A 20,503-nucleotide genomic window follows, 5' to 3' on the forward strand; every position below is an offset into this window, starting at 1 on the left:
CATGGCGTGCAACTGCGGGAAAAACAAGACGCAGTACGAGGTCGTCGACACTGCGGGCCGCCGTGTGTTCGGCCCGACCACCTACAAGACCACCGCCCAAGCCGTCGCCGACCGCGAGCCCGGACGCGAGGTCCGCGAGGTCGCGAAGGGCGACGCCTGATGGGCTGCGGCTGCGCCAGCAAGAACCGGGCGCGCAGCAGCAACGGCACAGCGCCGCGCGTACTGCACCAGGTCGTCCTCGACGGCGGGCAGGGCCGCGTCGCTTTCCAGTCCCACGACGTCGGACAGGCTCGTGCGGTCGCCCGCTCCTACCCAGGCAGCATCGTCCGTGAGGACAGCGCCACCACCACCGCGGCGGGCACTACCGCCGGCGCCGAGACGACCAGCGGCGCCCCTGCCGCGCCGGGCGTCACGGCGTAGACGCAGCACGGGCGGCAGGACCCTCACCTGCCGCCCGTACAGCTAAGATTCAATTCCGACTGCTGGTTTTGGGCCGAGTCTCCTTGATCACTCAGGAGACAGCAGTCATGGCCGAGCCGATCGAGCTCCCCACCGACATCACCGTCCTCGACGACGCCCAGCTTTCCGAGATCCTCGACGGCGCCCGCGCGGAGTTCGCGGCACTGTCCGCGCAGGACACCATCACCGACGACAGCATCACCCGCATGCGGGCGCTCGCCGCGACCGTCGACGGCATCCGCACCGAGCAGTCCGCCCGGATCAAGGCCGCGCAGCAGGCAGCGGCCGAGATCGAGTCGCTCGCCGCGCAGATCCGCGGCGACGAGGCCAGCAGCGAGAGCAGCGAGACGACTGCCGACCCGGCCGCCGAGGACGCCCCGCAGGAGACCGCGTCCACCGAACCTGCCCCCGCCGCGCCCGAGTCGGCCCCGGCCGCGGAGGTCGAGCCGGCCCGGACCGCGTCCGCCGTGCTCGCCCGGCCGGCGCTGAACTTGGGCGCGGTGCGCCGCGCCCAGCCGCGCGTGCTGCCCGAGCCGCCCGCACCGGGCACCCACATCACCGCGGCCGTCGACGTGCCCGGCTACACCCCCGGCGCGAACCTGAACTTCGACGACGTCGTGCGCGGCATCAACTCCCGGGCGACCGCCCTCAAGACCGCGGGCGGCGGCGTCGGGCAGGTCATCTCCTACCGGCACCCGTACCCGCAGGAGACCATCGTCACCGACTCCAGCTCGGCCCCGGAGGGCACGACGGTCGCGATGACCGCCTCCTCCCAGGGCCGACTGCCGCAGGGCGACCTGGTCGCGTCGGGCGGCTGGTGCGCGCCGTCGGAGACGCTGTACGACATCACCGGCGTGTCCTGCCCCGACATGCTGTGGGACGCCCCCGAGATCCAGCTCGCCCGCGGTGGCCTGCGCTACTACATGCCGCTGTCGCTGGACGTTGCCGCGATGACGTGGGTCCACACCGAAGCGGACGACATCGCCGGCAACGAGAAGCCGTGCTTCAGGATTCCGTGTCCGGATCCGGTCGAGGTGCGCTGCGACGCGGTCGGCGTGTGCCTCGAAGCCGGCATTTTGACGCAGAGGCATTTCCCGGAGCTGATCTCCTGGTACCTGCAGAACGCCATGGTGGCGCACGAGATCCGCATCCGGCAGCAGCTGTTCCAGCAGGCCCTGGCGACCGCGACGCCGGTCACCATGCCCGAGTCCATGGGCGCCCTGTCCGCGGTCTTCGCCGCCGTCGCGCTCCAGGCCGCCGACATGATCGAGCGTCACAGCCTGTGTGAGTCGACCGCGCTCGAGGTGGTGTTCCCCTGGTGGAGCCGCAACCTGTTCCTGGCGGATCTGGCGCGCCGTAATGGCTGCTGCCCCTCCGAGGTGTCCAGCCGCGACGTGCAGGCCCTGTTCAGCCCGCTCGGTGTGCGCATCCAGTGGGCGCGCGGCCTGTCCCCGGCTGTCCCGACGGATATCGGCGCGCCGACTGCGGCCGTCGACTGGCCCGCGACGCTCAACTTCCTGATCTACCCGGCGGGCGGGCTCGTCATCGGCCGCGGCGAAGAGATCAACTTGGGGGTAATTCATGATTCGACGAAGTTCGTCACCAACGACTACACGGCGCTCTTTGCCGAGGAGTGCGTGGCCCTCGTGAACAGGAGCGTCGACACCCGCGTCGTCACCGTCCCTGTCTGCCCGACCGGCGAGACCGGCGCGCAGACCCTCATCACCTGCGGTGCCGGCGACGCCTCCTGACCGCCACCTCCAACAGCACCATCACGCGGCCGGTCTCGTGACCCGACCACGGAACCGGCCGCGTCCCGAACCCCACGACTGGAGGTCGCGCGATGCCGGCAGGGCTGCGCAGCAACGTAGAGGCGATCAGGGGCACGCCACTGCCGCATGGCATCCTCGGATCGACCTGCACGGACGTTATCGACGTCACCGAAGACCGCATCCACGAGCTGAACGGCGTCGACTGGCTCGCACTGGGCTGCTGCCCCGCGCGGGACTGGGCCGACCCGTGCGAGCAGGACGTCCCCGGCCCCGCACCGGAGAAAGATTTCTGCCGCCCGGAGGCGGAGCACGCCCGCCCGATCACCGTGTACGCGGGCGCGGAGTGCTCGGCGCTCGGCTTCTCCTACGAGGAAGCCCGCGAACAGGCCCTGGCGTCCCTCGCGCTCGGCGAACAGCACGCCGTCGAGGCCGGTTTCATGCGCACGCGGCTGAGCATGGACGCCGAGGACCTCACCCCGCCCGAGGGGCCGCTGTCCCTCGCGCAGGGGGTCGCCGCGCTGGAGGGCTGTCTCGCCGAGTCCTACGGCGGCATCGGTGTCCTGCACATCCCCGCCGGGGCCGCCGCCCTGCTGGGCTGCTGCAACATCCTGCGCGAGACCCCGGACGGCTCGCTGCGGACCCTCGCCGGGAACTGCGCGATCATCGGCGCCGGCTACTCGTACCTGAACATCGGGCCGGGCGGGCAGCCGGCCGAGCCGGGTACTGCCTGGCTGTACATCACCGGGCCGCTGATCATCCGGCGTGGCCCCATCGACGTCGTCCCCGACCGGTCGCGTGCCGCCGCGTCGGTCAACCCCCGCACCAACGACCGGCGCGTGCTCGCCGAACGCACCTATGTCGTCGGCACCACCTGTAAGGCGTGCGCGGTGAAGGTGAGGGTCTGCGAATGAACGAGAAGATGATTCACGTCCGTCCGGCCATCGCCCAGCGCCGGAACTTCGCGCGCTGGGCGACCGGCCACACCCCGAAGCTGCGCACCGTCAGCCCGGACACGTTCGCGGTGCCGCCCCACCTGTTCGTCGACGCCCCCGAGGAGCTCCTGATCGGCGCCCTGGTCGACGGGCACCCGTACCGGTCGCCCCTCGAGGACGAAGCGAACGGCACACCGCCGCCCGGCACGGCGCTCGTCGACGAGACCGACCCCGAGACGACCCTGCTCGAGGGGCCCGGCAGCGAACTCACCGGGGTCGCCACGGCGCAGGCCCTCGACACCCCGGAAGGCTGGCGCACTGAGCCGCCGATCTCCCTGCCCGATCCCGAGCCGGTCGCCGAGCAGCCCACGGCGGGCGGTACGCCGTATGCCTGCGACGGATGCCCGCGCACGTTCACGACTGCTCGCGGCCGGGACACCCACCGCCGCCAGGCCCACACGGAGGACTGAACCGTGCCGGTCGAGCCCATACCGTGTGCCCCCGACGGCGGCGGAGGCTTCCCGCCGGAGTGCGGCGCGGCCGTCGTCCTCCCCCTGTGCGACCAAACGCCCACCGGGGAGTGTGTGCCGTTCCTGCGGCACCTCACCCACGACTGCGACGGGCAGGTCACCGGCAGCACGGACACCCTCACCGACGGGATCACCCCCTACACCCCGCAGGGCACGGTGGGCGACTGCGACGAGTGCCCGTGCGAGGACGGCAGCAAGGTCGTCCCGCTGTGCGACTACCAGCCCGACGGCACGACGACGCCGTTCCTGCGGCACCTCACCTACGACTGCACCACCGGCCAGGTCACCGAGCAGACCGACACCGAAACCGACGGCACCACCCCGTACACGCCCACCGGAGAAGTCGCGGAGTGCGGCCAGTGCCGGCCGACCCCGATGTGCCCGCAGCTCCTCGGCCTGTCCGGCCCGGAGACCTGGACGATGCCGGAGGGCACGGAGTCCCTGGCCCTGACGGTGGCGTGCGGGCCGGTGACGGTCACCGACTGCGCCGGTAACGCCACCGTCGTCAACGAATGCGGGACCACCTTCCAGTGGACTGCCCCACCCGTCGACTGCGCCCCCGGACGCCTGTGCGGCCCCTTCACCATCGACGTCCCCGCAGGCGGGGCCGTCTACCTCAACTTCCTCACCCCGTGCGCGCAGGGAGACATCTCGTGAGCTGCAACTGCTGCCCCCCGGTCATCGTCGGGAACAACATCCCGCCGTGTGTCTCAACCGACCCCGGCAACGTCCTCACCCAGGGCGCGGACGGCTGCCTGTACGTGCCCGAGCCCGCCCCGCCGACCCTGGACCCGGCCGCGTGCAACGCGGCCCGGGACGACGGGGCCGGGCTGCTGGTGCCGCGAACCGAGGTCACCGGCGTGGTCGGCTCCGCCCCGGCCGCGACCGGCACCACACGATCCGTCGACATAGACGTCGTCGAGACGCCGGGCTGCCCGCACACGTGGGCCGTCGGCGCCCGCCTCACCCCAGCGTCTGGGTTCCGGAACTCCGAGCGAGGCCACGCCGATCTCCTGGCCGCGCAGGGGACGGACGTGCCGATCCCGGAGTCGGACGTCGTGCTCCCGGAGCCCGGCACGTACCACCTGGACACCGATGTGCGGTACGCGCTCGGCACGGACATCGGCGGGAGCGGCTACATCATCGGCCACCTACGGGACGAGACCGCCGGCACGCTCCTCACGAGCTTCACGCAGATCGCGGCCATCAACTCTCCCAGTGCCCAGGAGTACCAGGGCGGTACGACGCACATCATGGCCGAGCACACGGTCACGACCGCCCCCCGCACGGTGCGCTTGCACCTGATGTTCGTCTACACCGGGGGCACGATCGCCGCCGCCGCGGCCGGAGGCAGCGACAGCAACGGTGCGACCAGGACGCGGTTCCTCAAGGTGAGGGACTAGAGGGGCCGCCTGATGACCAGTACCCACGCCGTGCCCAGCACTTCCACTCCACCGATGGGGGTTTGACTGATATGCCCGTTGGAGGCAACTTCACCGGCTGCGGCTGCGGCCCGGACGCCGAGGTCTGCGACTCCCCGACTCAGCCGGTCGCCACGGTCGGGCTCTGCCTGGCCGACGGCACTCCGATCGCGGTCACCGTCGTCCGGGACTGCGCGGGGGCCGTGACCTCCGAGGGGTGGATCGACCTCAACACCGGCGCCTACACCAGCGGACCGGCCCCCGCCGGCGCCGGGGCGTGCGACGCCGGATGCGTGGACACCGTGTGCCGCACCCTGTGTGACGACACGGACGGCGACGGCCAGGCGGACACCACGTATTCCGAGCTGTGGTGCATCCGCGCGAACGGCTCGGCCGAACTGGTCCTCACCTACCAGGACGACCCCAGCGTGCCCTACACGCCGACCGCGCCGGTGGACTGCGAGTACGGATGCCCGCAGACAGAGACGGTCCAGCTCTGCGACGACGCCGGGGCGTTCCTCCGCCGCTACACCTGGCTCCAGGGCGCCGCGAGCTTCGAGGACTGGGCGCTGGACGGGGCCACGCCCCACGTCGTGACCGGCACCGTCCGGCAGTGCGCGGCCTCCTCGGACTGCGACGCCGCCACGACGCCGGCCGCGACCCTCGGCCTGTGCCTGGCCGACGGAACCCCCATCGCCGTCCTGGTCACCCGGGACTGTGACGGCCTGGTCACTCAAGACGGGTGGCTGAACCTCACCACCGGCGCCTGGTCCGCCGGGGACCCGCCGGCCGGAACGATGGCGTGCGGCAACCCGCGGAGCATCACCACCGCCGGAGTGTTCTGCGACGTGGACCCGGCCACCGGGGACGTCCTCGGCCTGGTCCTCGTGGAGTACACATACGGCTCGGACGGCGCGGTCGCCTCCGTGCGCCTGGTCGACGCCATCACCGGCCAGACCTACACCCCGCAAGGGGAAGTGACGACGTGCCCGGCGGGAGTGGAGCAGCCGGAGCGGGACGTCCTCCAGCTCTGCGACACCGCCACGGACGGCACCGTGACCGAGTTCGTCCGGGACTACACGCGAGACGAGAACGGGACGATCACCGGGCACACGGACTACCGCCTGGACGGCACCCCGTACACGCCGGCCGGGACCGTCGGCCGCTGCGTCCAGGAGTGCCAGGACTGCCAGACGGTCATCCTCTGCGACACAGACCCCGCCTCCCCGGCCGCCATCGCGGGGACGGAGGCCTCCGGGACGCTGCCCAACAACGTCGCCTGGACGGCTACCGCCTCCTCGCCCCAGCCGCCGAGCCAGCAGAGCGACGGCGCCGCCTGGTGGGGGATGGGCACCTTCCCCAACCCGTCAGTCCCGCTGAACACGTGGACGTTCGACCAGCCCGTCACGGTCGAGTTCAGCGTCGCCATGCTCTACTCCACCGGCACCAACGCCGGGGAGAACACCGTCCAGCTCCCGGCCGGCGCGGTCCCGGTGAGCCTCCCGCCCGGCTACACCTACGATCCGGCCGCGAACGTCGTCCGCGGGGACGCCTCCCTCACCGACTGCGCCATCCTCAACGCCCCCACCCGGGAGACCAGCGCCCGGTTCCGCGTGACCGGGGTGACCTCGCTCCAGCTCCGCTACCTCGGCGGCCGGACCGCTTTCTCGAACTGCCAGCGGATCGGCTCGTGGCTTTTTGGCGCCCTGGACGTCTCCGTGGGCGGCACGTTCGCCCGCACGGTGTGCCGGGACTGCACCGGCGCGGTCACCTCCACCACAGACACGCTCCTGGACGGCACCACGCCCTATGTGCCGGTCGGGACGGTCGGCGTCTGCGGCCCGGCCCCCGCCACACAGGAGGAGCCGTGCCGCAACACGAGCACCCTCCTGCTGTGCGACCTGCCCGCCGAGGGCGAGCACGAGGGTGCCTCGACCGCGACCGATGACACCGCGTCCCTCACCTACAACCCCGGCCCCGGCCACACCCCCCTGCCCGGAGGGGCACCGCCCCTGTGGGCAGGCGACCCGTTCACCATCCCGTCCGACCCGGACGGCAGCGCGGGCTCCGGTGATCAGGTCTACCGGATGGTCTCCGCGCGGCTGACCCCCTCGGCCGCGGTCCCCGACTGCAACGACGGCACCGTGACCGTCACCGCGGCCATGGACGTCACCAACGACGGGCCAGCGGCGGGCGGCGGCTACTCCGGCCGGCTGCTGCTCCTGTCCGGCGGCGTCCAGGTCGACGAGGACCCGCTCACTGGCAGCAGCCCGGTAGGCGTCACTCAGCACCGGACCGTCACAGCGCAGGTGCCGCTGGCCGATTTCGAGGCCGGCGCGGTCGAGATCATCCTCATGGTCGAGACCTGGCAGAGCCGGCCGAAGTCCTGGACGGCGCAGAGTTTCACCGCCTCCTACGAGGTCGGGCAGCCCTCCAGCGGGTGCGCGCCGCAGTTCCTCCGCACGATCGTCACGGACTGCGAAACCGGGCAGATCGTTTCCAGCACGGACACCACCCTGGACGGGCAGCCGTACACCCCCACCGGGGAGGTCGGCCAGTGCGTCCCGACTGGCGGGGGCGGGGAGTGCTGCCCGCCCCCGGAGCCGGAGCCGTGCCGGGACTCGACCACCCTCCTCGTGTGCGACCTCCCCACCGGAGGCACCCCCGAGGCGGCCGTCACCGACACCGACCCCACGCCGTACTACCCCTACCCGACGGCCGCCCCCGTGGCCGGCGCGCAAGCGCTGTGGGACGGCGGCACGCTGGACCTTCCTCCGGGCACGGGCCCGCAGCCGGGCACCACCGGCAGCGTCAACAGCTTCGCGGCGATCGTCCAGGCGCCGCGTCCGGCCTGCGACACCGGCACCGCCCGCGTCGCCGTCTCCCTCACCGTCCAGCAGACCGGCCCGGACGACGGATGCGGCCCGACCGGACACTTGAGGATTTTCAACGGCACGACACAGGCAGGGCTCACCGTCCTCCCCGCCAACACCCCCAACGGGTTTTTCGGCACGCTCACCGTGGAGGCCGACGTCCCGGCCGCTGACCTGGCCGCCGGGAACCTCGCGTTCGCGCTCGCCCTGGACGCGTTCGACGACAGCCCCACGACGTGCATGCCGAGCCCGCGCCGTACCGGCTGGCAGCTCTCCGCTTTCACCGCGACGGCCGTCTACGACCAGACCGGCTGCGAGACACAGTTCCTCCGGACCGTCCTCACCGACTGCGACACCGGCACCGTTCTCACGGTCACGGACACCACCCTGGACGGCCAGCCATACACGGTGACCGGGGAGGTCGGCCAGTGCCTCCCGGCCGGAGGGGGAGAGGCGGAGCCTCCGCCGCCGTGCGAGGCCCACAACCTCCTCACCGCCTGCCGGTGCGACGACACGACCGGAGACGGCCTCGCAGACACGGAGTACGTCGAGCTGCTGGCCGTGGACTGCGCGGGCACCCTCACCAGCATCGGCACCTACACCCCGGACCTGTCCGCCCCCTACACCCCTGTGGCCCCCATGCCGTGCGAGAGCGGCAGCGAGGACGCTGACCCGGCATACGGAGTCCAGGCCCACCGAATCGAGCTCGCGCCGGGCGCGTCGTGGTCTGCCGCCACCTACGGGCCCGCCCTGCGGTCCGTGACCGCCGTGGCCCACACCGGCCCGGGTGAGATCACCACGGCGGACGGCAGCAGCACCCTGTTCCAGGGCGAATCCGTTACGTGGTCCATCGACAAGGGCCAGGACGCCGGCCTGGTCGGCCCCCTCACCATCACTGCTACCGGCGGGATCGTCACCGTCACCTACACCCTCGGAGGGATCCAGCTGTGAGCGGATGCTGCGGGCAGGGACCCGTGATCGTCAGCGGTACTACTGCTACGCCCCGTATGGACGTGGAGACCGTCCTGCTGTGCGACGTCTTGGCGGACGGCACGGTGGCTGCCACGGTCCTGGTCGAGCCGGTCTACGACACGTCCAGCGGGGCCAGGATCGGCACCCGCACCGTGGACCCGGCGACCGGCGCCGACTACACGCCCGCGGGCACCCTCGGCCGCTGCCCGACCACCACGAACTGCGCCTCCGAAACGACGCCCACCGCGACGGTCGGCCTCTGCCTGGCGGACGGAACCCCCATCGCGATCACCGTCGTCCGGGACTGCGACGGCGCGGTCGCACAGGAGGGGTGGATCAACCTCGCCACCGGAGCGTTCTCCGCCGGCGCGCCCCCGGCCGGGACGATGGCGTGCGGAGACAGCCAGTCCGTGCAGGTGTCCGGCACGTTCTGTGACATCGACGCGGCCACCGGGGATGTCCTCGGCCTCGTGCTGATCGAATACTCCTACGCGGCGGACGGCACGATCAGCAGCGTGCGCCTGGTCGACGCCGTCACCGGCACCACATACACGCCCACCGGCACCATCACCGTGTGCCCGGCCGGGGTCGAGCAGCCGGACCAGGACATGGCCCAGCTCTGCGACGTCCAGACGGACGGCACCCGCGTGCCGATGATCCGGGACTACCGGCGGGACGAGAACGGCGCCATCGTCGGCCACTCCGACTACACCCTGGACGGCTCGCCCTACGTGCCGACCGGCACGGTCGGCACCTGCGACCCGCCGAGCGGCGTGGACGTCGAGACGTGGCCCCTGTGCGTCCTCAACACCGACGGCAGCGTGATGCAGCACATCCGGGCCGAGCAGACCTACGACGCCACTGGGGCGCCGTCCGGACTGCCACGGCTGGTCGACGCCGTCACCGGCGGCCCGATCGCCATCCCGGGCGGGGCAACGATCGGCGTGTGCCCGGCCCCGGAGCCCTGCGCCCGCCAACTCCTGGAGCGGTGCGGCTGCGACGACACCGACGGGGACGGCGTCGGGGATGTCAAGTACACGGAGCTGTGGGCCGTCGATCCGTGCAACGGGGAGCCGCCGGTCCTCCTGGGCGCGTACCAGGACGGGGACCTGACGCAGCCCTACACGCCGGTCGCGCCGGTGGAGTGCACCGCCGCGGAGGCACTGCCCGGCCCGCTGTCCACCGGAGTCCGGGCCGTCACCGGCACCGCGCCGCAGGACATCGCCGGGGCGTTCCCCGGCCTGCAGAGCGTCAGCCTCACCGTGTTGAGCGACCGGGTCTTGGTCAGCATGTCGGACGGTACCGCCGTGCCGATCCCGGCCGGCGTCACGATGACGTGGAGCGTGGCGCAGGACCCGGACACCGCCCTGGCGGCGGCATCCTTCGCCGGCGCGACCGCCACCGCCTCCTACCTTCTGAACTGGACGCACAAGTGATGGCCGGTAGCTGCTGCGGCGGTAGCGTCCGGGTCCTTCCACGCCTGGACCCGGCCGAGTGCAACGCCCTCCAGCAGACGGCGGCCGGGCTCCTGGTGCCGCAGGTCCAACTCGCCGCCGATCCGGGCGTGACGGTGACGGCACCGACCGCGGGGGACTGCCCGCAGACGTGGCGGGTCGGTATCGACGGGGCGTGGGCGCAGACGGAACCCACCGCGTTCCTCCACACCCTGAGCGGGCCAAGCTGGCAGTTCGAGCCGGTCCCCGCGCTCCCCGCGGTGACCATCCCCCGGTCCGGGTGGTGGGACGTGGACTATCAGGTCCGCGCGGCCTCCGCCATCCCCGACGCGAACACGGGGACGCTCATCCGGCAGAACGGAGTGGGCGCTGGGCTCCTCCACAACGGGACCGTGGTCCCGGGCACGGAGATGACGGTGATCATGCAGATGCAGCAGCCCGGGGATGAGGGGCGGCACCTGCAGACGGAGACGACCCGGCGGCGCGTCCTCGCCCTCACCGCCGGGGACACGCTCGCTCTGGCCGCGCGCCCCTTCACGGACCCCCCGGACGGCAACGCCTCTGTCATCGGAGCGGGCACCGCTCACGTGCTGGGCGACGCCAACGGCTGGACGCACATCAGCGCCCGGTGGATCGGACCGGTAGGAGACACACCAGCATGACGGGTACGGACGCGCACTTCCACGACGAGACGGACCCGGTCCTCATCGACCCGGCCGCGTGCAACGCGCTCACCCAGACGGCGGCCGGGCTTCGGGCGCCACGGACCGCGCTCCAGGCCCTCGCCAGTACAGCCCCGGCCCCGGTCGGCGCGGCCCGGTCCGTGAACGTGGACCTCGTGCACCCGGGCGGCTGCCCGGACGTGTGGCAGATCGGCGCCCGCCTCTCCCCGGTCTCCGGGGAAGCCGTCCTCACCACCGCCGCCAATCTGCTGCCCTCGCCCGGAGCGTGGGTGAACACGGCCCTCGTCGTCACGCTGCCCGAGCCGGGCAGGTACTTCCTGGCGTGGGACGTGCGGGCGCAGATCTGCGCGCAGATCAACTACTGCACGAACGCGTGGGCGGAAGCGGCCATTTTCGACAACGCGACCGGCGGCGTGGAAGCCGGGGCGCGCACCATCGTGCAGCACCAGTTCTCCAAGGCCAACGACGGGGCCGTGCTCCAGACGTGCCAGTCCGGGTCTATACCGATCACCCACATCACCGGTGTGACGGCCGCGCAGGGCAGCCGAACGCTCCGCCTGCGCGGCCTCTTCCAGAACAGCACGACCTGCCCGAACACCCGTTTCCAGTCCGCGACGATGGTTGCGAGTCGCAACTACGTCACCTGGTACAAGATCACCGACTAGGAGACCGACGTGAGCGAACCCATCACCGCGGCTGAGGCTCCCCTGCCCGCCCCGATGCCTCGCTACTTCCTTCACTCAGAGGGCAGCCTCCAGTCCGTCCACAACCTCCGCGACCCCGGCCCGTACCTGGCGGCCGGGTTCGAGGAGATGGACGAGGCCACCTACCGGGCGGCCCTGGACGGCGGCATGAGCGGAAGCGTGGCCGACACCACGGTAGAGCGGGAGGTGTGAGCATGGCGGGGACTGGCTCCGGCGTCTCTCTGGACTGCCCGGTCACGCTCGCGAACGAGTGCTGGCGGATACCGGGGTACCGGTACGTCACCTACGACAACTCCGCCACCACACCGTGCGGCGTCTCCGCCATCAACGGCACCCCGGCCGGGATCTGCGACCGGCCGAACGTCCAGTTCACGTCGTGGATCATCAACGGCCGCAACGTCATCGCCGACCCGGTCAACGACGGCCTGGACGAGTGCGGGACACCCTTCCTGTCGGACCTGGCCGCCGTCATGAACATGCACGACCCGTTCGGCGGCAACTGGACCACGACCGTCTCCAGCACGTGCGCCTACTACATCACCTCCCGGGCTCTGCCGCCCACAGGCACGGACTACGGCGTCCTCACGGCCGTGGACAACGACACCGGCGAGACGCTGACGTTCACGCCGGCGCAGGTCGTCGTCCCCGACCAGGTCTTCCGCCGCCTCACGGAGGTGGACTGCGACGGGCAGAGCACGGTCCGGTGGGTCGATGACGCCGGTGCCCCCGTCGCGGCCCCGGACCCGGCCCAGATCGTGGAGTGCACCGTCCCGGCCGTCCCCGACAGCCGTCCCTCCCCGACGAACCGGGTACGCCCCCGCATCAAGCGCTACACGGGCGCCGTGAGCAGCCTGAACGTCGACGCGATCTCCTGGGATGTCCAGTCCGTCACCCTCACCGTCCTGGCCGGCGCCGTCCGCGTACAGGCCGCCGGGTCCGGGTCCTCCAACGGGGGCGCCCCCACCGCCTACGCCGACGACGTCACGGTCCCGGCCGGCGTCACGCTCACCTGGGGCGTGGACGGGGACTCTTACGACCTCGCCCTGGACGGTTCGCTGATCTTCACGGGCACCGCGGCGGGGGCGGACTTCCTCATGACCTGGACCGAGCACGCCTACATGGACGCGGACTGATGGCCACTTCCAGCAGTATCCAGATCACCGGGCACGGCTTCGCCGAGCTGCCCGTCGCAATCGATCTCCAGTCGACCGCCTCCAACACGTGGGTGAACACGGGCTGCCAGGTCGCGCTCCCCGTCGCCGGCACCTACCACCTGGACGCGGTGGTGCGTGCGAATCTGTCCGTGCCGGACGGTTCCAACGTGTGGATCGGCGCACGGCTCCTCGACGTCACCGCCAACGTGACGGTGCCGGACAGCGAGATGCTCATCTACCAGATCGCCCACAGCGTCGCGCCGACGACAACGGCGGTGACGATAGCGGGCAACCAGTCCGCACCGATCCTCGTCCCGTACACCGTCCCCGGAACGCGGCTGGTACGGCTCCAGGTCCGGCGGGTCGTGGGAGTCGGCAACTCGACCGTGGCCCGCATCCTCAGCGACGGCAACAGCCGCACGACGCTGAGGTATGAGCGGGTCGCTTGACCAGGAGGGGGCTGACGTATGACCGGTACGGACGGAAGCACGGGGGTTCCGGGACCGCCAGGCGTGCCGGGACCGCCAGGGCCGGCCGGACCAGTAGGCCCGGTGGGCCCGCCTGGCGCTCCGGCCCCCACCGGGCCCCGTGTGGAGCGTGCTATCGGCGTGACGAACAGCTCCGGCGTCGTCACGTTCACATGGCCTGCTGGGGCGTTCCTCATGCCTCCGGTCGTCGCCCTCGCCGTCCAGGCCGGGGACGGCTTCCGCTCCGCCCGGATCTCCGCGAACACCGCGACGTCCACCACGGTCACCGTCCTGGCCGCCTCCGGCGTGACGCTCCTCGGGATCGGCGTTCTGGCCGCCGGGGCACCGGCCGTCGGCGTCACCGTCCACGCCACCGCCACCGCCACCCCCTGACACGTTGGAAGGGACCATGAGCAGCCACACGCCCCTCGCTCGCCAGGCCCGGGAACCTCGCCTCCGCGTCCTGGTGGTCCTCCCCGCGTGGGGGGCAGTGCCAGCCGCCGGCGCCTTCGTCACGACCCGGGAGTACGTGCTCGGCCTGGCGGCGTCCGGCCACCTGGTGCACGTGGTCACCTCCGGCCGTGAGCCGGGACGCCGGTACGTGGAGGGCGGGGTGACGGTGTGGCCGCTCCAGTCCTGGCGGTCCGCGGTACGGGAGGCGCGGCCGGAACTGGTGATCTCCCACCACGGGGACCGGCGCGCGGTCCGCCTCGTGGCCGAGCTCCCTCGCCGGGTGCGCCGCATCCTCATGGTCCATGGCATGTCCCCGCGTCGGGAGTTGGGCCGGCCGGATCTGGCCTGGTTCCCGTCCCGGGCGTGCGCCGACCACTACCCCTACACGGGGCGGGCGGTGGTGCTCCCGCCGCCGGTAGATCCCGTCCGTTACCGCACGACGCGCGGCGGGCTGGTGACGCTCAACGGAACGACCGCGGCGAAGGGCGCGGACGTCCTGGCCGCCGTCGCTGAGGCGATGCCGGACCGGCGGTTTCTCGCGGTGCGCACCCCGTGGCATGAGGAGGTCCCGCTCCCGCCGAACGTGACGGTGATCGACCGCACCGAGCCGGCCGCCGTGTACGCCCGTACCCGGCTGCTCCTCATGCCGTCCGTGACGGAGTCGTGGGGCCGGGTCGGGGTGGAGGCCATGCTCTCCGGTATCCCCGTCCTCGCTTCCCCGCTCCCCGGCATCCAGGAAGCGCTGGGGGAGGCGGCCGTCTACCTCCCGCGGGAGGACCCCGGCTCGTGGGTGGCCGCCATCCGCGGCCTGGACGAGCCGGCCGCCTACACCGCGGCGTCCGCCCAGGCCCTGGAGCACACGGCCGGGGTGGACTACGCCGCCGACCTGGCCGCGTTCGAACGGGCCTGCTCGGACCTCGTCCACCCCACCGCCGCCCGGCGCCCCACCTCCGCCTCTCCGCCGGCGCCCGCGCGCCCGGCCCTGACCCCGGCCCCCGAGGCACCCTCCAGAGTCCAGGTGGTGGCGTGGGTCCACTACGGCGTGCCGTACCGGCGTGCCGGGTCGGAGACGATGCTCCACACGATGATGCGGGCCCTCCACCAGGCCGGGGTGTCCGTGGCCGTGGTGTGCTCCGACATGCCCGAGGCGCCCGCCTCCTGGCACGTGGACGGCGTCCCGTACCTCCACCTGGACGCCGAGGCCGCGGAGGACTTCCTCCGCACGGCCGGCGCCCGGGTCGTGGTCACCCACCACGACTACGCCACCCGCGCCATCGGCCACGCCCGGACCATCGGCGCCCGCCCCGTCCTCCTGGTGCACTCCGACTTCGACATCGCGGCTCAAGGGCTCATCGCGCACCCGGACCTGGCCGTCTACAACACGCAATGGGTCCTCAAATCGCTGGCGGCCCGCTACCTCGAGGTGGACCAAATCCCGCGGCTGGTCATCCACCCGCCCGTGAACCCTGCCGAGCACCGCGCGCCGGCCACGGGCCGTCACGTGACGCTGGTCAACCTCAACCGGCACAAGGGCGTGGACACCTGGCGCGCCGCCGCCCGGGCGCTCCCGCGGCTGCCGTTCCTCGGCGTCACCGGAGGGCACGGCCCCCAGGTCCTCACCCCCCGCCTGGCGAACACCCGGATCATCCCGCAGACCTCCGACATGCGGCGGCACGTGTGGGCCCAGACCCGTGTCCTCCTCATGCCTAGCGTGTACGAGTCCTACGGCCTGGCCGCGGTGGAGGCCCTCGCGTCCGGTATCCCCGTCATCGCCCACCCCACCCCGGGCCTCCGTGAAGCCCTCGCCGACGCCGCGGTGTTCCTGGATCGGAGCGACTTCCGCGCGTGGAAGGCGATGGTCCGAGAGCTTTACCAGGCGACCGCCCGCCGCGGCCGTCTGGTGGCCGCCGCGCGGGAACGGTCGGCGCTTTTGGGGCAGCAGAGCCGGACGGAACTCGCCGCGTGGGTGGATGTCATCCGGGACCTGTCCGCCCGGGGAGCGTGACCCGCCGGGGCGTGCGGGGCGTCGAAGCAGGCGCGGGCGCATGCGGACAGCCTCGGCTACGCGGGCAACCTCGCCTGGTTCGCCGCCGCCTGCGTGAGCCTGCGGGGCGGCCCTTCATGGGTTGTTTTGCGGCGGCCCGTGCGAGCGGCATCCGAGCAGCGGGCAGCCGTAGATAAACTCCTATAAGAGCTGCTGGTTCTGGGCCGAGCCTTCTGAAGCCTTTCAGGAGGTTGCGGCCGTGTCCTGTCCGCTCATTGCAAACGCCGACGTCATGCGCGTCACGCGCCTCGACCAGTGCGGTAACCCGGTCTGCGGCGAAGAGAACGGGTTTGTTTTCGACTGCTTCGCGTCGCTGGGGATGAACGTCAACTCCGACGACGGCGAAGACATCGAGTACAAGGCGGCGAACGGAAGGGTCTGCGGCTTCAAGCGCGGCTGCCCGACGTTCCGGGGCTTCGACCTGGAACTGAACGTCTTCTCGGTGTCGCCGGAGCTGATCGAGATCCTCACCGGCAACCCCGTCGTCCTCGGCTACGACGGCAAGCCGATCGGGTTCGACACCTGCTCGGTGCGCTGCGACACCGGCTTTGCCTTGGAGCTGTGGGCGGAAGTCCTCGCCGAGGAGTGCGCCGAGGGCGCCGAAGGGCAGTGGATCTACTTCCTGCTGCCGTGGGTCACCAACGGCCTCCTCGGCGACCTGGAGATCGGATCGGAGGCGGTCACCCTCCAGATCACCGGGGCGACCCGCGCCGGCGGCTCCTGGGGTGTCGGCCCATACGACGTCCAGCCGATCGACGCCGCCGGCACGCCCGGCCCGATGCTCACCCCGCTCGACCCGTCCTGCCACCGCCGCACGTTCATCACCACCGTCGCGCCGCCCGAGCCGTCGTGCGACTACGTGCCCGTGCTCTGCGACGCGTCCGTGTGAGACGGGCGCAGGCATGAACGGGGCACTGCCCGACATCGTCGTGCCGGTGCGGCAGGCGCCGACCAACGAACAGCTCAGGTATGCGCTGCGCTCGTGGTCGGCGAACCTGCCGCACCGGCACGTGTGGATCGCCGGCTACCGGCCGCCGTGGCTGACCGGCGTACACCACCTGCCCGTGCCGCAGACCGGCACGAAGTACGCCAACACCACGGCGGCCGTCCGCGCGGTGTGCGAACACCCGGCCGTGAGCGAAGCCTTCCTGCTGTGCAACGACGACTTCTTCATCATGGAGCCGGTCGTCGGACAGATGCCGATGCTGCACCGCGGGCCGATCCGCGACGTCGAGGCCACCTACACGGCCCGCGGCATCAACGGCCGCTACGTGCGCGGCATGCGCGAGACGCGGCGACTCCTCGAGGAACTGGGCTACGACGAGCCGCTCTCCTACGAGCTGCACGTGCCGATGCCCGTCACCAAGGCGGGCATGCTGCGCGCCCTCAAGGCCGGCGCACGCCTGGACGTGCTGCACAAGCGCACCGTGTACGGGGTGATCAACGAGGTGGGCGGGGACCGTATCGACGACGTCAAGGTCCTCACCCGGCACGCCTTCCCCCGCGGCTCGTTCCTGTCGACGCTGCCGGACACCTTCGCCAACGGGGCTGTCGGCCGCCACATCCGCCAGGCGTTCCCACGGGCATGCCGCTACGAGACACCGAGGAGAGCCTGAGTGCCGATCGAAACGAGTCCGTGCGAGCCGTGGCCCATCGACCTCGCCTGCTGCCCGGCCGCCAAAGACGCCGACGAGCAGGTCCTGGACCGGTGGCGGCGTGTGGCGACGTCGATCCTGTTCAACCTGTCCGGCCGCCGCTGGGGGCCTTCCTGCCCGCACACGGTGCGCCCGTGCCGGCGTGCCTGCCTGGACGCGCTGCCGCTCGCCTCCAGCCGCTCCTACGGCAGCCCGTGGATCCCCTACCTGGGCCGCGACGGCATCTGGCGCAACGCGTCCGTGTGCGGGTGTGCTTCGGACTGCTCCTGCGGGGAGCTGTGCGAAGTGCGCCTCGAAGGGCCGGTGTACGACGTCCTCGCGGTCGAGATCGACGGCCAGGTCCTCCCGGCCGACGCGTACCGGGTGGATGCGGCCGGCCGGCTCGTCCGCCAGGACGGCGGCTGCTGGCCAGACTGCCAGGAGATGGGTGCGCCGCTCGGCGAGCCCGGCACGTTCGGCGTGACCTACCGGATCGGGCTGGCGCTCGACGACGCGGCGATCGCAGCGGTCAGCGCCCTTGTATGTCACCTGATTCGCGGCTGCTCCGGTGGCGGCTCCTGCGGCTGCAAGATGCCGGCGAACGTGACCCGCCTGTCGCGGCAGGGCGTTGACATCGAAATGCCGGACCCGACGCTCCTCTACACCGAGATGCGCACGGGCATCCCCGAAGCGGATCTTTGGCTGATGTCCGTGAACCCGTACCGGCAGGCCAGCCCGTCAAGGGTCTGGAGTGTGGACGCCCCCAGACCCCGGCGCAGGGTGTGGCCGTGATATCAGACGAGATGACGCCAGGTGGCGCCCGTGACCGCCAGGCGCATAGCCGCGACGGTCACGCCGTACTTCGCCGCCAGGGCGGTGTACGTCACGGTGCCCTGGGCGTAGAGACGCCGGGCCTCCCGCACGTCCTTCTCGGTGAGGACGTGCCGCCCGTTGCGTTCCCCTCTTGGGTCACCGTTCCGGTCACGACCCGCTGCGACCATGTCGGCGGCGTTGTCCGCGCGGGTGCCCAGGTACAGGCAACGGATGTTGATGCATCCGTTCTCGCCGGACCCGCCGCCGCATCGATGGCAGACGTCCATGCCGTCGATGCCCTCGGTACCGTTGGCGAGGATCCAAACAGCGCGGGCTGCGGGCATGCTCTTGCCGTTGAACTTGACGACCGGGCGTCCCTGGAAGCCGGTCACGATGATGCATTCCTGGGTATGGCCCTTGGCTGCTTCCCGGATCAGGGCCTGAAGCTCACCGCTCGCGCGTTTCATCTTGACGAGCGGGCTCCCGTATTTCCGCTTCCGGCCCGCGTGCATGCTGCACATACGGCCTTTGTGTACGTCCTTGGGGCATCGGTTGCCGTCCTCCAGGACGACGGTGCAGTGTCCTCCGGTCGGTTCGTGGCGAGTCCTAATGTTCGGGTCTGCCCACGCGTGGGTGCGGGACCACTCGTAGCAGCCACCGCACCAGCCGTACGAGGGTTTGACGACAGCCCGGTCGCACGCGGCCGTGGTGCAGGTCCCCGGTACCGTGCCGAAGCCAGGGCGGGCCGAGGAAGCGGCTTGTGGGTGGTTGCTCGCCCACACCTCGCAAGCCCCGCATCTCGTGCTGGTGCGCAGCCGAGGCGATCCGCAGCCCGAGATGCTGCACGGTGGGTGCGCGCTGCCCTTCACCGCGCGGGGGCGGCCGTTCGGCGACGCCCACCCGTTACGCAGCGACCACTTGTAACAGGGCTTGCACACGTCGAGGCGCCCGTACCGGGCGCGAGTGCACCGCGAGCGGTCCTCGTAGACGGTCACACAGGTATCGTCGGCCATGTCGACTCCTACTCAGTCGGCCGTGCCCCGGACGGTTGCCGCCGTCGCGGGGTTTTGACATGCGATTTTACGGGGGTGGGCTGACAATGGCCCTTGCTGCCCTGGCCGTTCACGAGATCGCGGACGCGATCCTTGCCTGTGTGTGCGCCGCGCTCGACGAGACCGCCGCCGAGATCGACGACTTCCCGGGCTGCCCGTGCCGGGCCTGTGTGGTGCCCGGCACGCCCGCGTGGGACTCGTGCGAGGACCCGTGCACGGGCGAGACGGGCGGGCAGCTCTCCGTCAACGTCGCCCGCATGTACCCGTCGAGCAGCTTTCCGGCGCAGGACGCGGAGGTGCAGGGGGTGCGGGGCTGCACCCCGGCACCGATCACCGCTGTCGAGTACGTGGTGACGCTGCTGCGGTGCGCGCCCTTGCCCACCGAGCGCGGCTGCCCGCCGTCGTGCGACGAGCTGGCGGAGGCCGCCCGCATCACGCATGTGGACGCGGCGGTCATCATGAACGCCCTGTTGTGCTGCTTGCCGGGGACGAGCAGCAGCCGGCGGGGCCGGAAGTTCGTCCTCGGCCAGTCGCGGATCGTGGGCCCCGAGGGTGGCTGCGTCGGCGTCGAACAGCGCGTCACCGTGGCCCTGCCCGGCTGCAAGTGCCCCGAGACGGGAGTGACGCCGTGAGCGTCGAGGTCACCATCGACCCGAGCCGGATCGCGCGGCTGCTGCGCCGCCGCGGTGGCCGGGTCGAACAGAAGCTACGGCAGCGCACCGAACGGACCGCGAACATCGCCCAGCAGCTCGCGCCCGGCTCGATGGGCGACTACATCACCTGGAAGGTCCAGGACGGGCCGCGTAGCCTCCAAGGCGTCATCGTGTGCGACCACCCTGCGGTGCACTACGTCCTGAACGGGACCCGTCCTCACCTCATCCGGCCGCGCCGGGCAAAAGCACTCCGCTTCGAGGTCGGCGGGCGCGTCGTCTACACGAAACTCGTCCGACACCCCGGCACGCGAGCGAACAACTTCCTCGGCCGTGCCCTGCGCGAAGGGCGCTGATCCCACTCTTCCCGGGCGGTCGCCGCTGCTACGATTACGGCACCCGCTGGCGGTCCTGGACCGGGCGGGGCCTCTACGCT

General features: G+C 71.6%; 22 protein-coding genes. 21 read left to right on the forward strand and 1 reads right to left on the reverse strand.

What is annotated here, in order from left to right; translation table 11 throughout:
* Position 1 precedes the first annotated feature (1 nt).
* The 19 genes from KYY02_RS19940 (at position 2) to KYY02_RS20030 (ending at position 18,344) form a co-directional block, all read left to right on the forward strand.
* On the forward strand, positions 2-160 hold the full coding sequence (locus tag KYY02_RS19940; protein WP_371239696.1) for a hypothetical protein: 159 nt from the start codon (positions 2-4) through the stop codon (positions 158-160).
* Positions 160-420 carry a hypothetical protein gene (locus KYY02_RS19945; protein WP_371239700.1) on the forward strand — a complete coding sequence of 87 codons (261 nt, stop codon included), beginning with the start codon at positions 160-162 and terminating at the stop codon, positions 418-420. The genes KYY02_RS19940 and KYY02_RS19945 overlap by 1 nt, the downstream gene beginning before the upstream one ends.
* Positions 421-527: 107 nt before the next feature.
* Complete coding sequence (locus KYY02_RS19950; protein WP_371239703.1) at positions 528-2,210, forward strand: major capsid protein; 1,683 nt, start codon at positions 528-530, stop codon at positions 2,208-2,210.
* A gap of 92 nt (positions 2,211-2,302) precedes the next feature.
* Positions 2,303-3,142, forward strand: coding sequence for a cupin (locus KYY02_RS19955; protein WP_371239706.1), 840 nt, complete (start codon positions 2,303-2,305; stop codon positions 3,140-3,142).
* Entirely contained in the window at positions 3,139-3,633 is a 495-nt protein-coding gene (locus tag KYY02_RS19960) for a hypothetical protein (protein WP_371239710.1), read from the forward strand. Before KYY02_RS19955 ends, KYY02_RS19960 begins: the two co-directional genes overlap by 4 nt.
* Before the next feature lie 3 nt (positions 3,634-3,636).
* Positions 3,637-4,350 carry a hypothetical protein gene (locus KYY02_RS19965; protein ID WP_371239713.1) on the forward strand — a complete coding sequence of 238 codons (714 nt, stop codon included), beginning with the start codon at positions 3,637-3,639 and terminating at the stop codon, positions 4,348-4,350.
* Positions 4,347-5,096, forward strand: a complete 750-nt coding sequence (locus KYY02_RS19970; RefSeq protein WP_371239717.1) for a hypothetical protein — start codon at positions 4,347-4,349, stop codon at positions 5,094-5,096. Before KYY02_RS19965 ends, KYY02_RS19970 begins: the two co-directional genes overlap by 4 nt.
* A gap of 71 nt (positions 5,097-5,167) precedes the next feature.
* Positions 5,168-8,938: a hypothetical protein gene (locus tag KYY02_RS19975; protein WP_371239719.1), complete on the forward strand. Its 3,771-nt coding sequence runs from the start codon at positions 5,168-5,170 to the stop codon at positions 8,936-8,938.
* Positions 8,935-10,395 (forward strand): hypothetical protein, encoded by a 1,461-nt coding sequence (locus KYY02_RS19980; protein ID WP_371239721.1) that lies wholly within the window; start codon positions 8,935-8,937, stop codon positions 10,393-10,395. The genes KYY02_RS19975 and KYY02_RS19980 overlap by 4 nt, the downstream gene beginning before the upstream one ends.
* Positions 10,395-11,075, forward strand: a complete 681-nt coding sequence (locus tag KYY02_RS19985) for a hypothetical protein (protein WP_371239724.1) — start codon at positions 10,395-10,397, stop codon at positions 11,073-11,075. The genes KYY02_RS19980 and KYY02_RS19985 overlap by 1 nt, the downstream gene beginning before the upstream one ends.
* Positions 11,072-11,761 (forward strand): hypothetical protein, encoded by a 690-nt coding sequence (locus KYY02_RS19990; RefSeq protein WP_371239726.1) that lies wholly within the window; start codon positions 11,072-11,074, stop codon positions 11,759-11,761. The genes KYY02_RS19985 and KYY02_RS19990 overlap by 4 nt, the downstream gene beginning before the upstream one ends.
* Positions 11,762-11,770: 9 nt before the next feature.
* Entirely contained in the window at positions 11,771-11,992 is a 222-nt protein-coding gene (locus tag KYY02_RS19995) for a hypothetical protein (RefSeq protein WP_371239728.1), read from the forward strand.
* A gap of 2 nt (positions 11,993-11,994) precedes the next feature.
* Entirely contained in the window at positions 11,995-12,933 is a 939-nt protein-coding gene (locus KYY02_RS20000; protein ID WP_371239730.1) for a hypothetical protein, read from the forward strand.
* Complete coding sequence (locus KYY02_RS20005) at positions 12,933-13,403, forward strand: hypothetical protein (protein ID WP_371239732.1); 471 nt, start codon at positions 12,933-12,935, stop codon at positions 13,401-13,403. The genes KYY02_RS20000 and KYY02_RS20005 overlap by 1 nt, the downstream gene beginning before the upstream one ends.
* 159 nt (positions 13,404-13,562) lie before the next feature.
* Positions 13,563-13,814: a hypothetical protein gene (locus KYY02_RS20010; protein WP_371239734.1), complete on the forward strand. Its 252-nt coding sequence runs from the start codon at positions 13,563-13,565 to the stop codon at positions 13,812-13,814.
* Positions 13,815-13,830: 16 nt separating this feature from the next.
* On the forward strand, positions 13,831-15,879 hold the full coding sequence (locus tag KYY02_RS20015; protein WP_371239736.1) for a glycosyltransferase: 2,049 nt from the start codon (positions 13,831-13,833) through the stop codon (positions 15,877-15,879).
* A gap of 271 nt (positions 15,880-16,150) precedes the next feature.
* On the forward strand, positions 16,151-16,807 hold the full coding sequence (locus KYY02_RS20020) for a hypothetical protein (protein WP_371239738.1): 657 nt from the start codon (positions 16,151-16,153) through the stop codon (positions 16,805-16,807).
* 13 nt (positions 16,808-16,820) lie between these two features.
* Positions 16,821-17,534, forward strand: coding sequence for a hypothetical protein (locus KYY02_RS20025; protein WP_371239740.1), 714 nt, complete (start codon positions 16,821-16,823; stop codon positions 17,532-17,534).
* The gene (locus tag KYY02_RS20030) at positions 17,535-18,344 is read left to right on the forward strand and encodes a hypothetical protein (RefSeq protein ID WP_371239742.1); all 810 of its coding nucleotides are present in this window, start codon (positions 17,535-17,537) and stop codon (positions 18,342-18,344) included.
* Positions 18,345-18,346: 2 nt separating this feature from the next.
* On the opposite strand, the gene KYY02_RS20035 is transcribed toward KYY02_RS20030, so the two are convergent.
* The gene (locus KYY02_RS20035; protein ID WP_371239744.1) at positions 18,347-18,877 is read right to left on the reverse strand and encodes a hypothetical protein; all 531 of its coding nucleotides are present in this window, start codon (positions 18,875-18,877) and stop codon (positions 18,347-18,349) included.
* 587 nt (positions 18,878-19,464) lie between these two features.
* On the opposite strand from KYY02_RS20035, the gene KYY02_RS20040 reads away from it, so the two are divergent.
* Together KYY02_RS20040 and KYY02_RS20045 are read left to right on the forward strand one after the other, a co-directional pair.
* Positions 19,465-20,049 (forward strand): hypothetical protein, encoded by a 585-nt coding sequence (locus KYY02_RS20040; protein ID WP_371239746.1) that lies wholly within the window; start codon positions 19,465-19,467, stop codon positions 20,047-20,049.
* Positions 20,046-20,423 (forward strand): hypothetical protein, encoded by a 378-nt coding sequence (locus KYY02_RS20045; RefSeq protein WP_371239748.1) that lies wholly within the window; start codon positions 20,046-20,048, stop codon positions 20,421-20,423. The genes KYY02_RS20040 and KYY02_RS20045 overlap by 4 nt, the downstream gene beginning before the upstream one ends.
* The last annotated feature ends 80 nt before the right edge of the window (positions 20,424-20,503 follow it).

This window comes from Streptomyces pimonensis (assembly GCF_041380215.1).
Taxonomy (GTDB): Bacteria; Actinomycetota; Actinomycetes; order Streptomycetales; family Streptomycetaceae; genus Streptomyces; species Streptomyces pimonensis.

What these genes read in the sequence shown, in the direction of transcription:
- KYY02_RS19940 (WP_371239696.1), top strand. Translation starts at nt 2, where the DNA reads ATGGCGTGCAACTGCGGGAAAAACAAGACGCAGTACGAGGTCGTCGAC.
- KYY02_RS19945 (WP_371239700.1), top strand. Translation starts at nt 160, where the DNA reads ATGGGCTGCGGCTGCGCCAGCAAGAACCGGGCGCGCAGCAGCAACGGC.
- KYY02_RS19950 (WP_371239703.1), top strand. Translation starts at nt 528, where the DNA reads ATGGCCGAGCCGATCGAGCTCCCCACCGACATCACCGTCCTCGACGAC.
- KYY02_RS19955 (WP_371239706.1), top strand. Translation starts at nt 2,303, where the DNA reads ATGCCGGCAGGGCTGCGCAGCAACGTAGAGGCGATCAGGGGCACGCCA.
- KYY02_RS19960 (WP_371239710.1), top strand. Translation starts at nt 3,139, where the DNA reads ATGAACGAGAAGATGATTCACGTCCGTCCGGCCATCGCCCAGCGCCGG.
- KYY02_RS19975 (WP_371239719.1), top strand. Translation starts at nt 5,168, where the DNA reads ATGCCCGTTGGAGGCAACTTCACCGGCTGCGGCTGCGGCCCGGACGCC.
- KYY02_RS19985 (WP_371239724.1), top strand. Translation starts at nt 10,395, where the DNA reads ATGGCCGGTAGCTGCTGCGGCGGTAGCGTCCGGGTCCTTCCACGCCTG.
- KYY02_RS19990 (WP_371239726.1), top strand. Translation starts at nt 11,072, where the DNA reads ATGACGGGTACGGACGCGCACTTCCACGACGAGACGGACCCGGTCCTC.
- KYY02_RS20000 (WP_371239730.1), top strand. Translation starts at nt 11,995, where the DNA reads ATGGCGGGGACTGGCTCCGGCGTCTCTCTGGACTGCCCGGTCACGCTC.
- KYY02_RS20005 (WP_371239732.1), top strand. Translation starts at nt 12,933, where the DNA reads ATGGCCACTTCCAGCAGTATCCAGATCACCGGGCACGGCTTCGCCGAG.
- KYY02_RS20015 (WP_371239736.1), top strand. Translation starts at nt 13,831, where the DNA reads ATGAGCAGCCACACGCCCCTCGCTCGCCAGGCCCGGGAACCTCGCCTC.
- KYY02_RS20020 (WP_371239738.1), top strand. Translation starts at nt 16,151, where the DNA reads ATGCGCGTCACGCGCCTCGACCAGTGCGGTAACCCGGTCTGCGGCGAA.
- KYY02_RS20025 (WP_371239740.1), top strand. Translation starts at nt 16,821, where the DNA reads ATGAACGGGGCACTGCCCGACATCGTCGTGCCGGTGCGGCAGGCGCCG.
- KYY02_RS20035 (WP_371239744.1), bottom strand. Translation starts at nt 18,877, where the DNA reads ATGCACGCGGGCCGGAAGCGGAAATACGGGAGCCCGCTCGTCAAGATG.
- KYY02_RS20040 (WP_371239746.1), top strand. Translation starts at nt 19,465, where the DNA reads ATGGCCCTTGCTGCCCTGGCCGTTCACGAGATCGCGGACGCGATCCTT.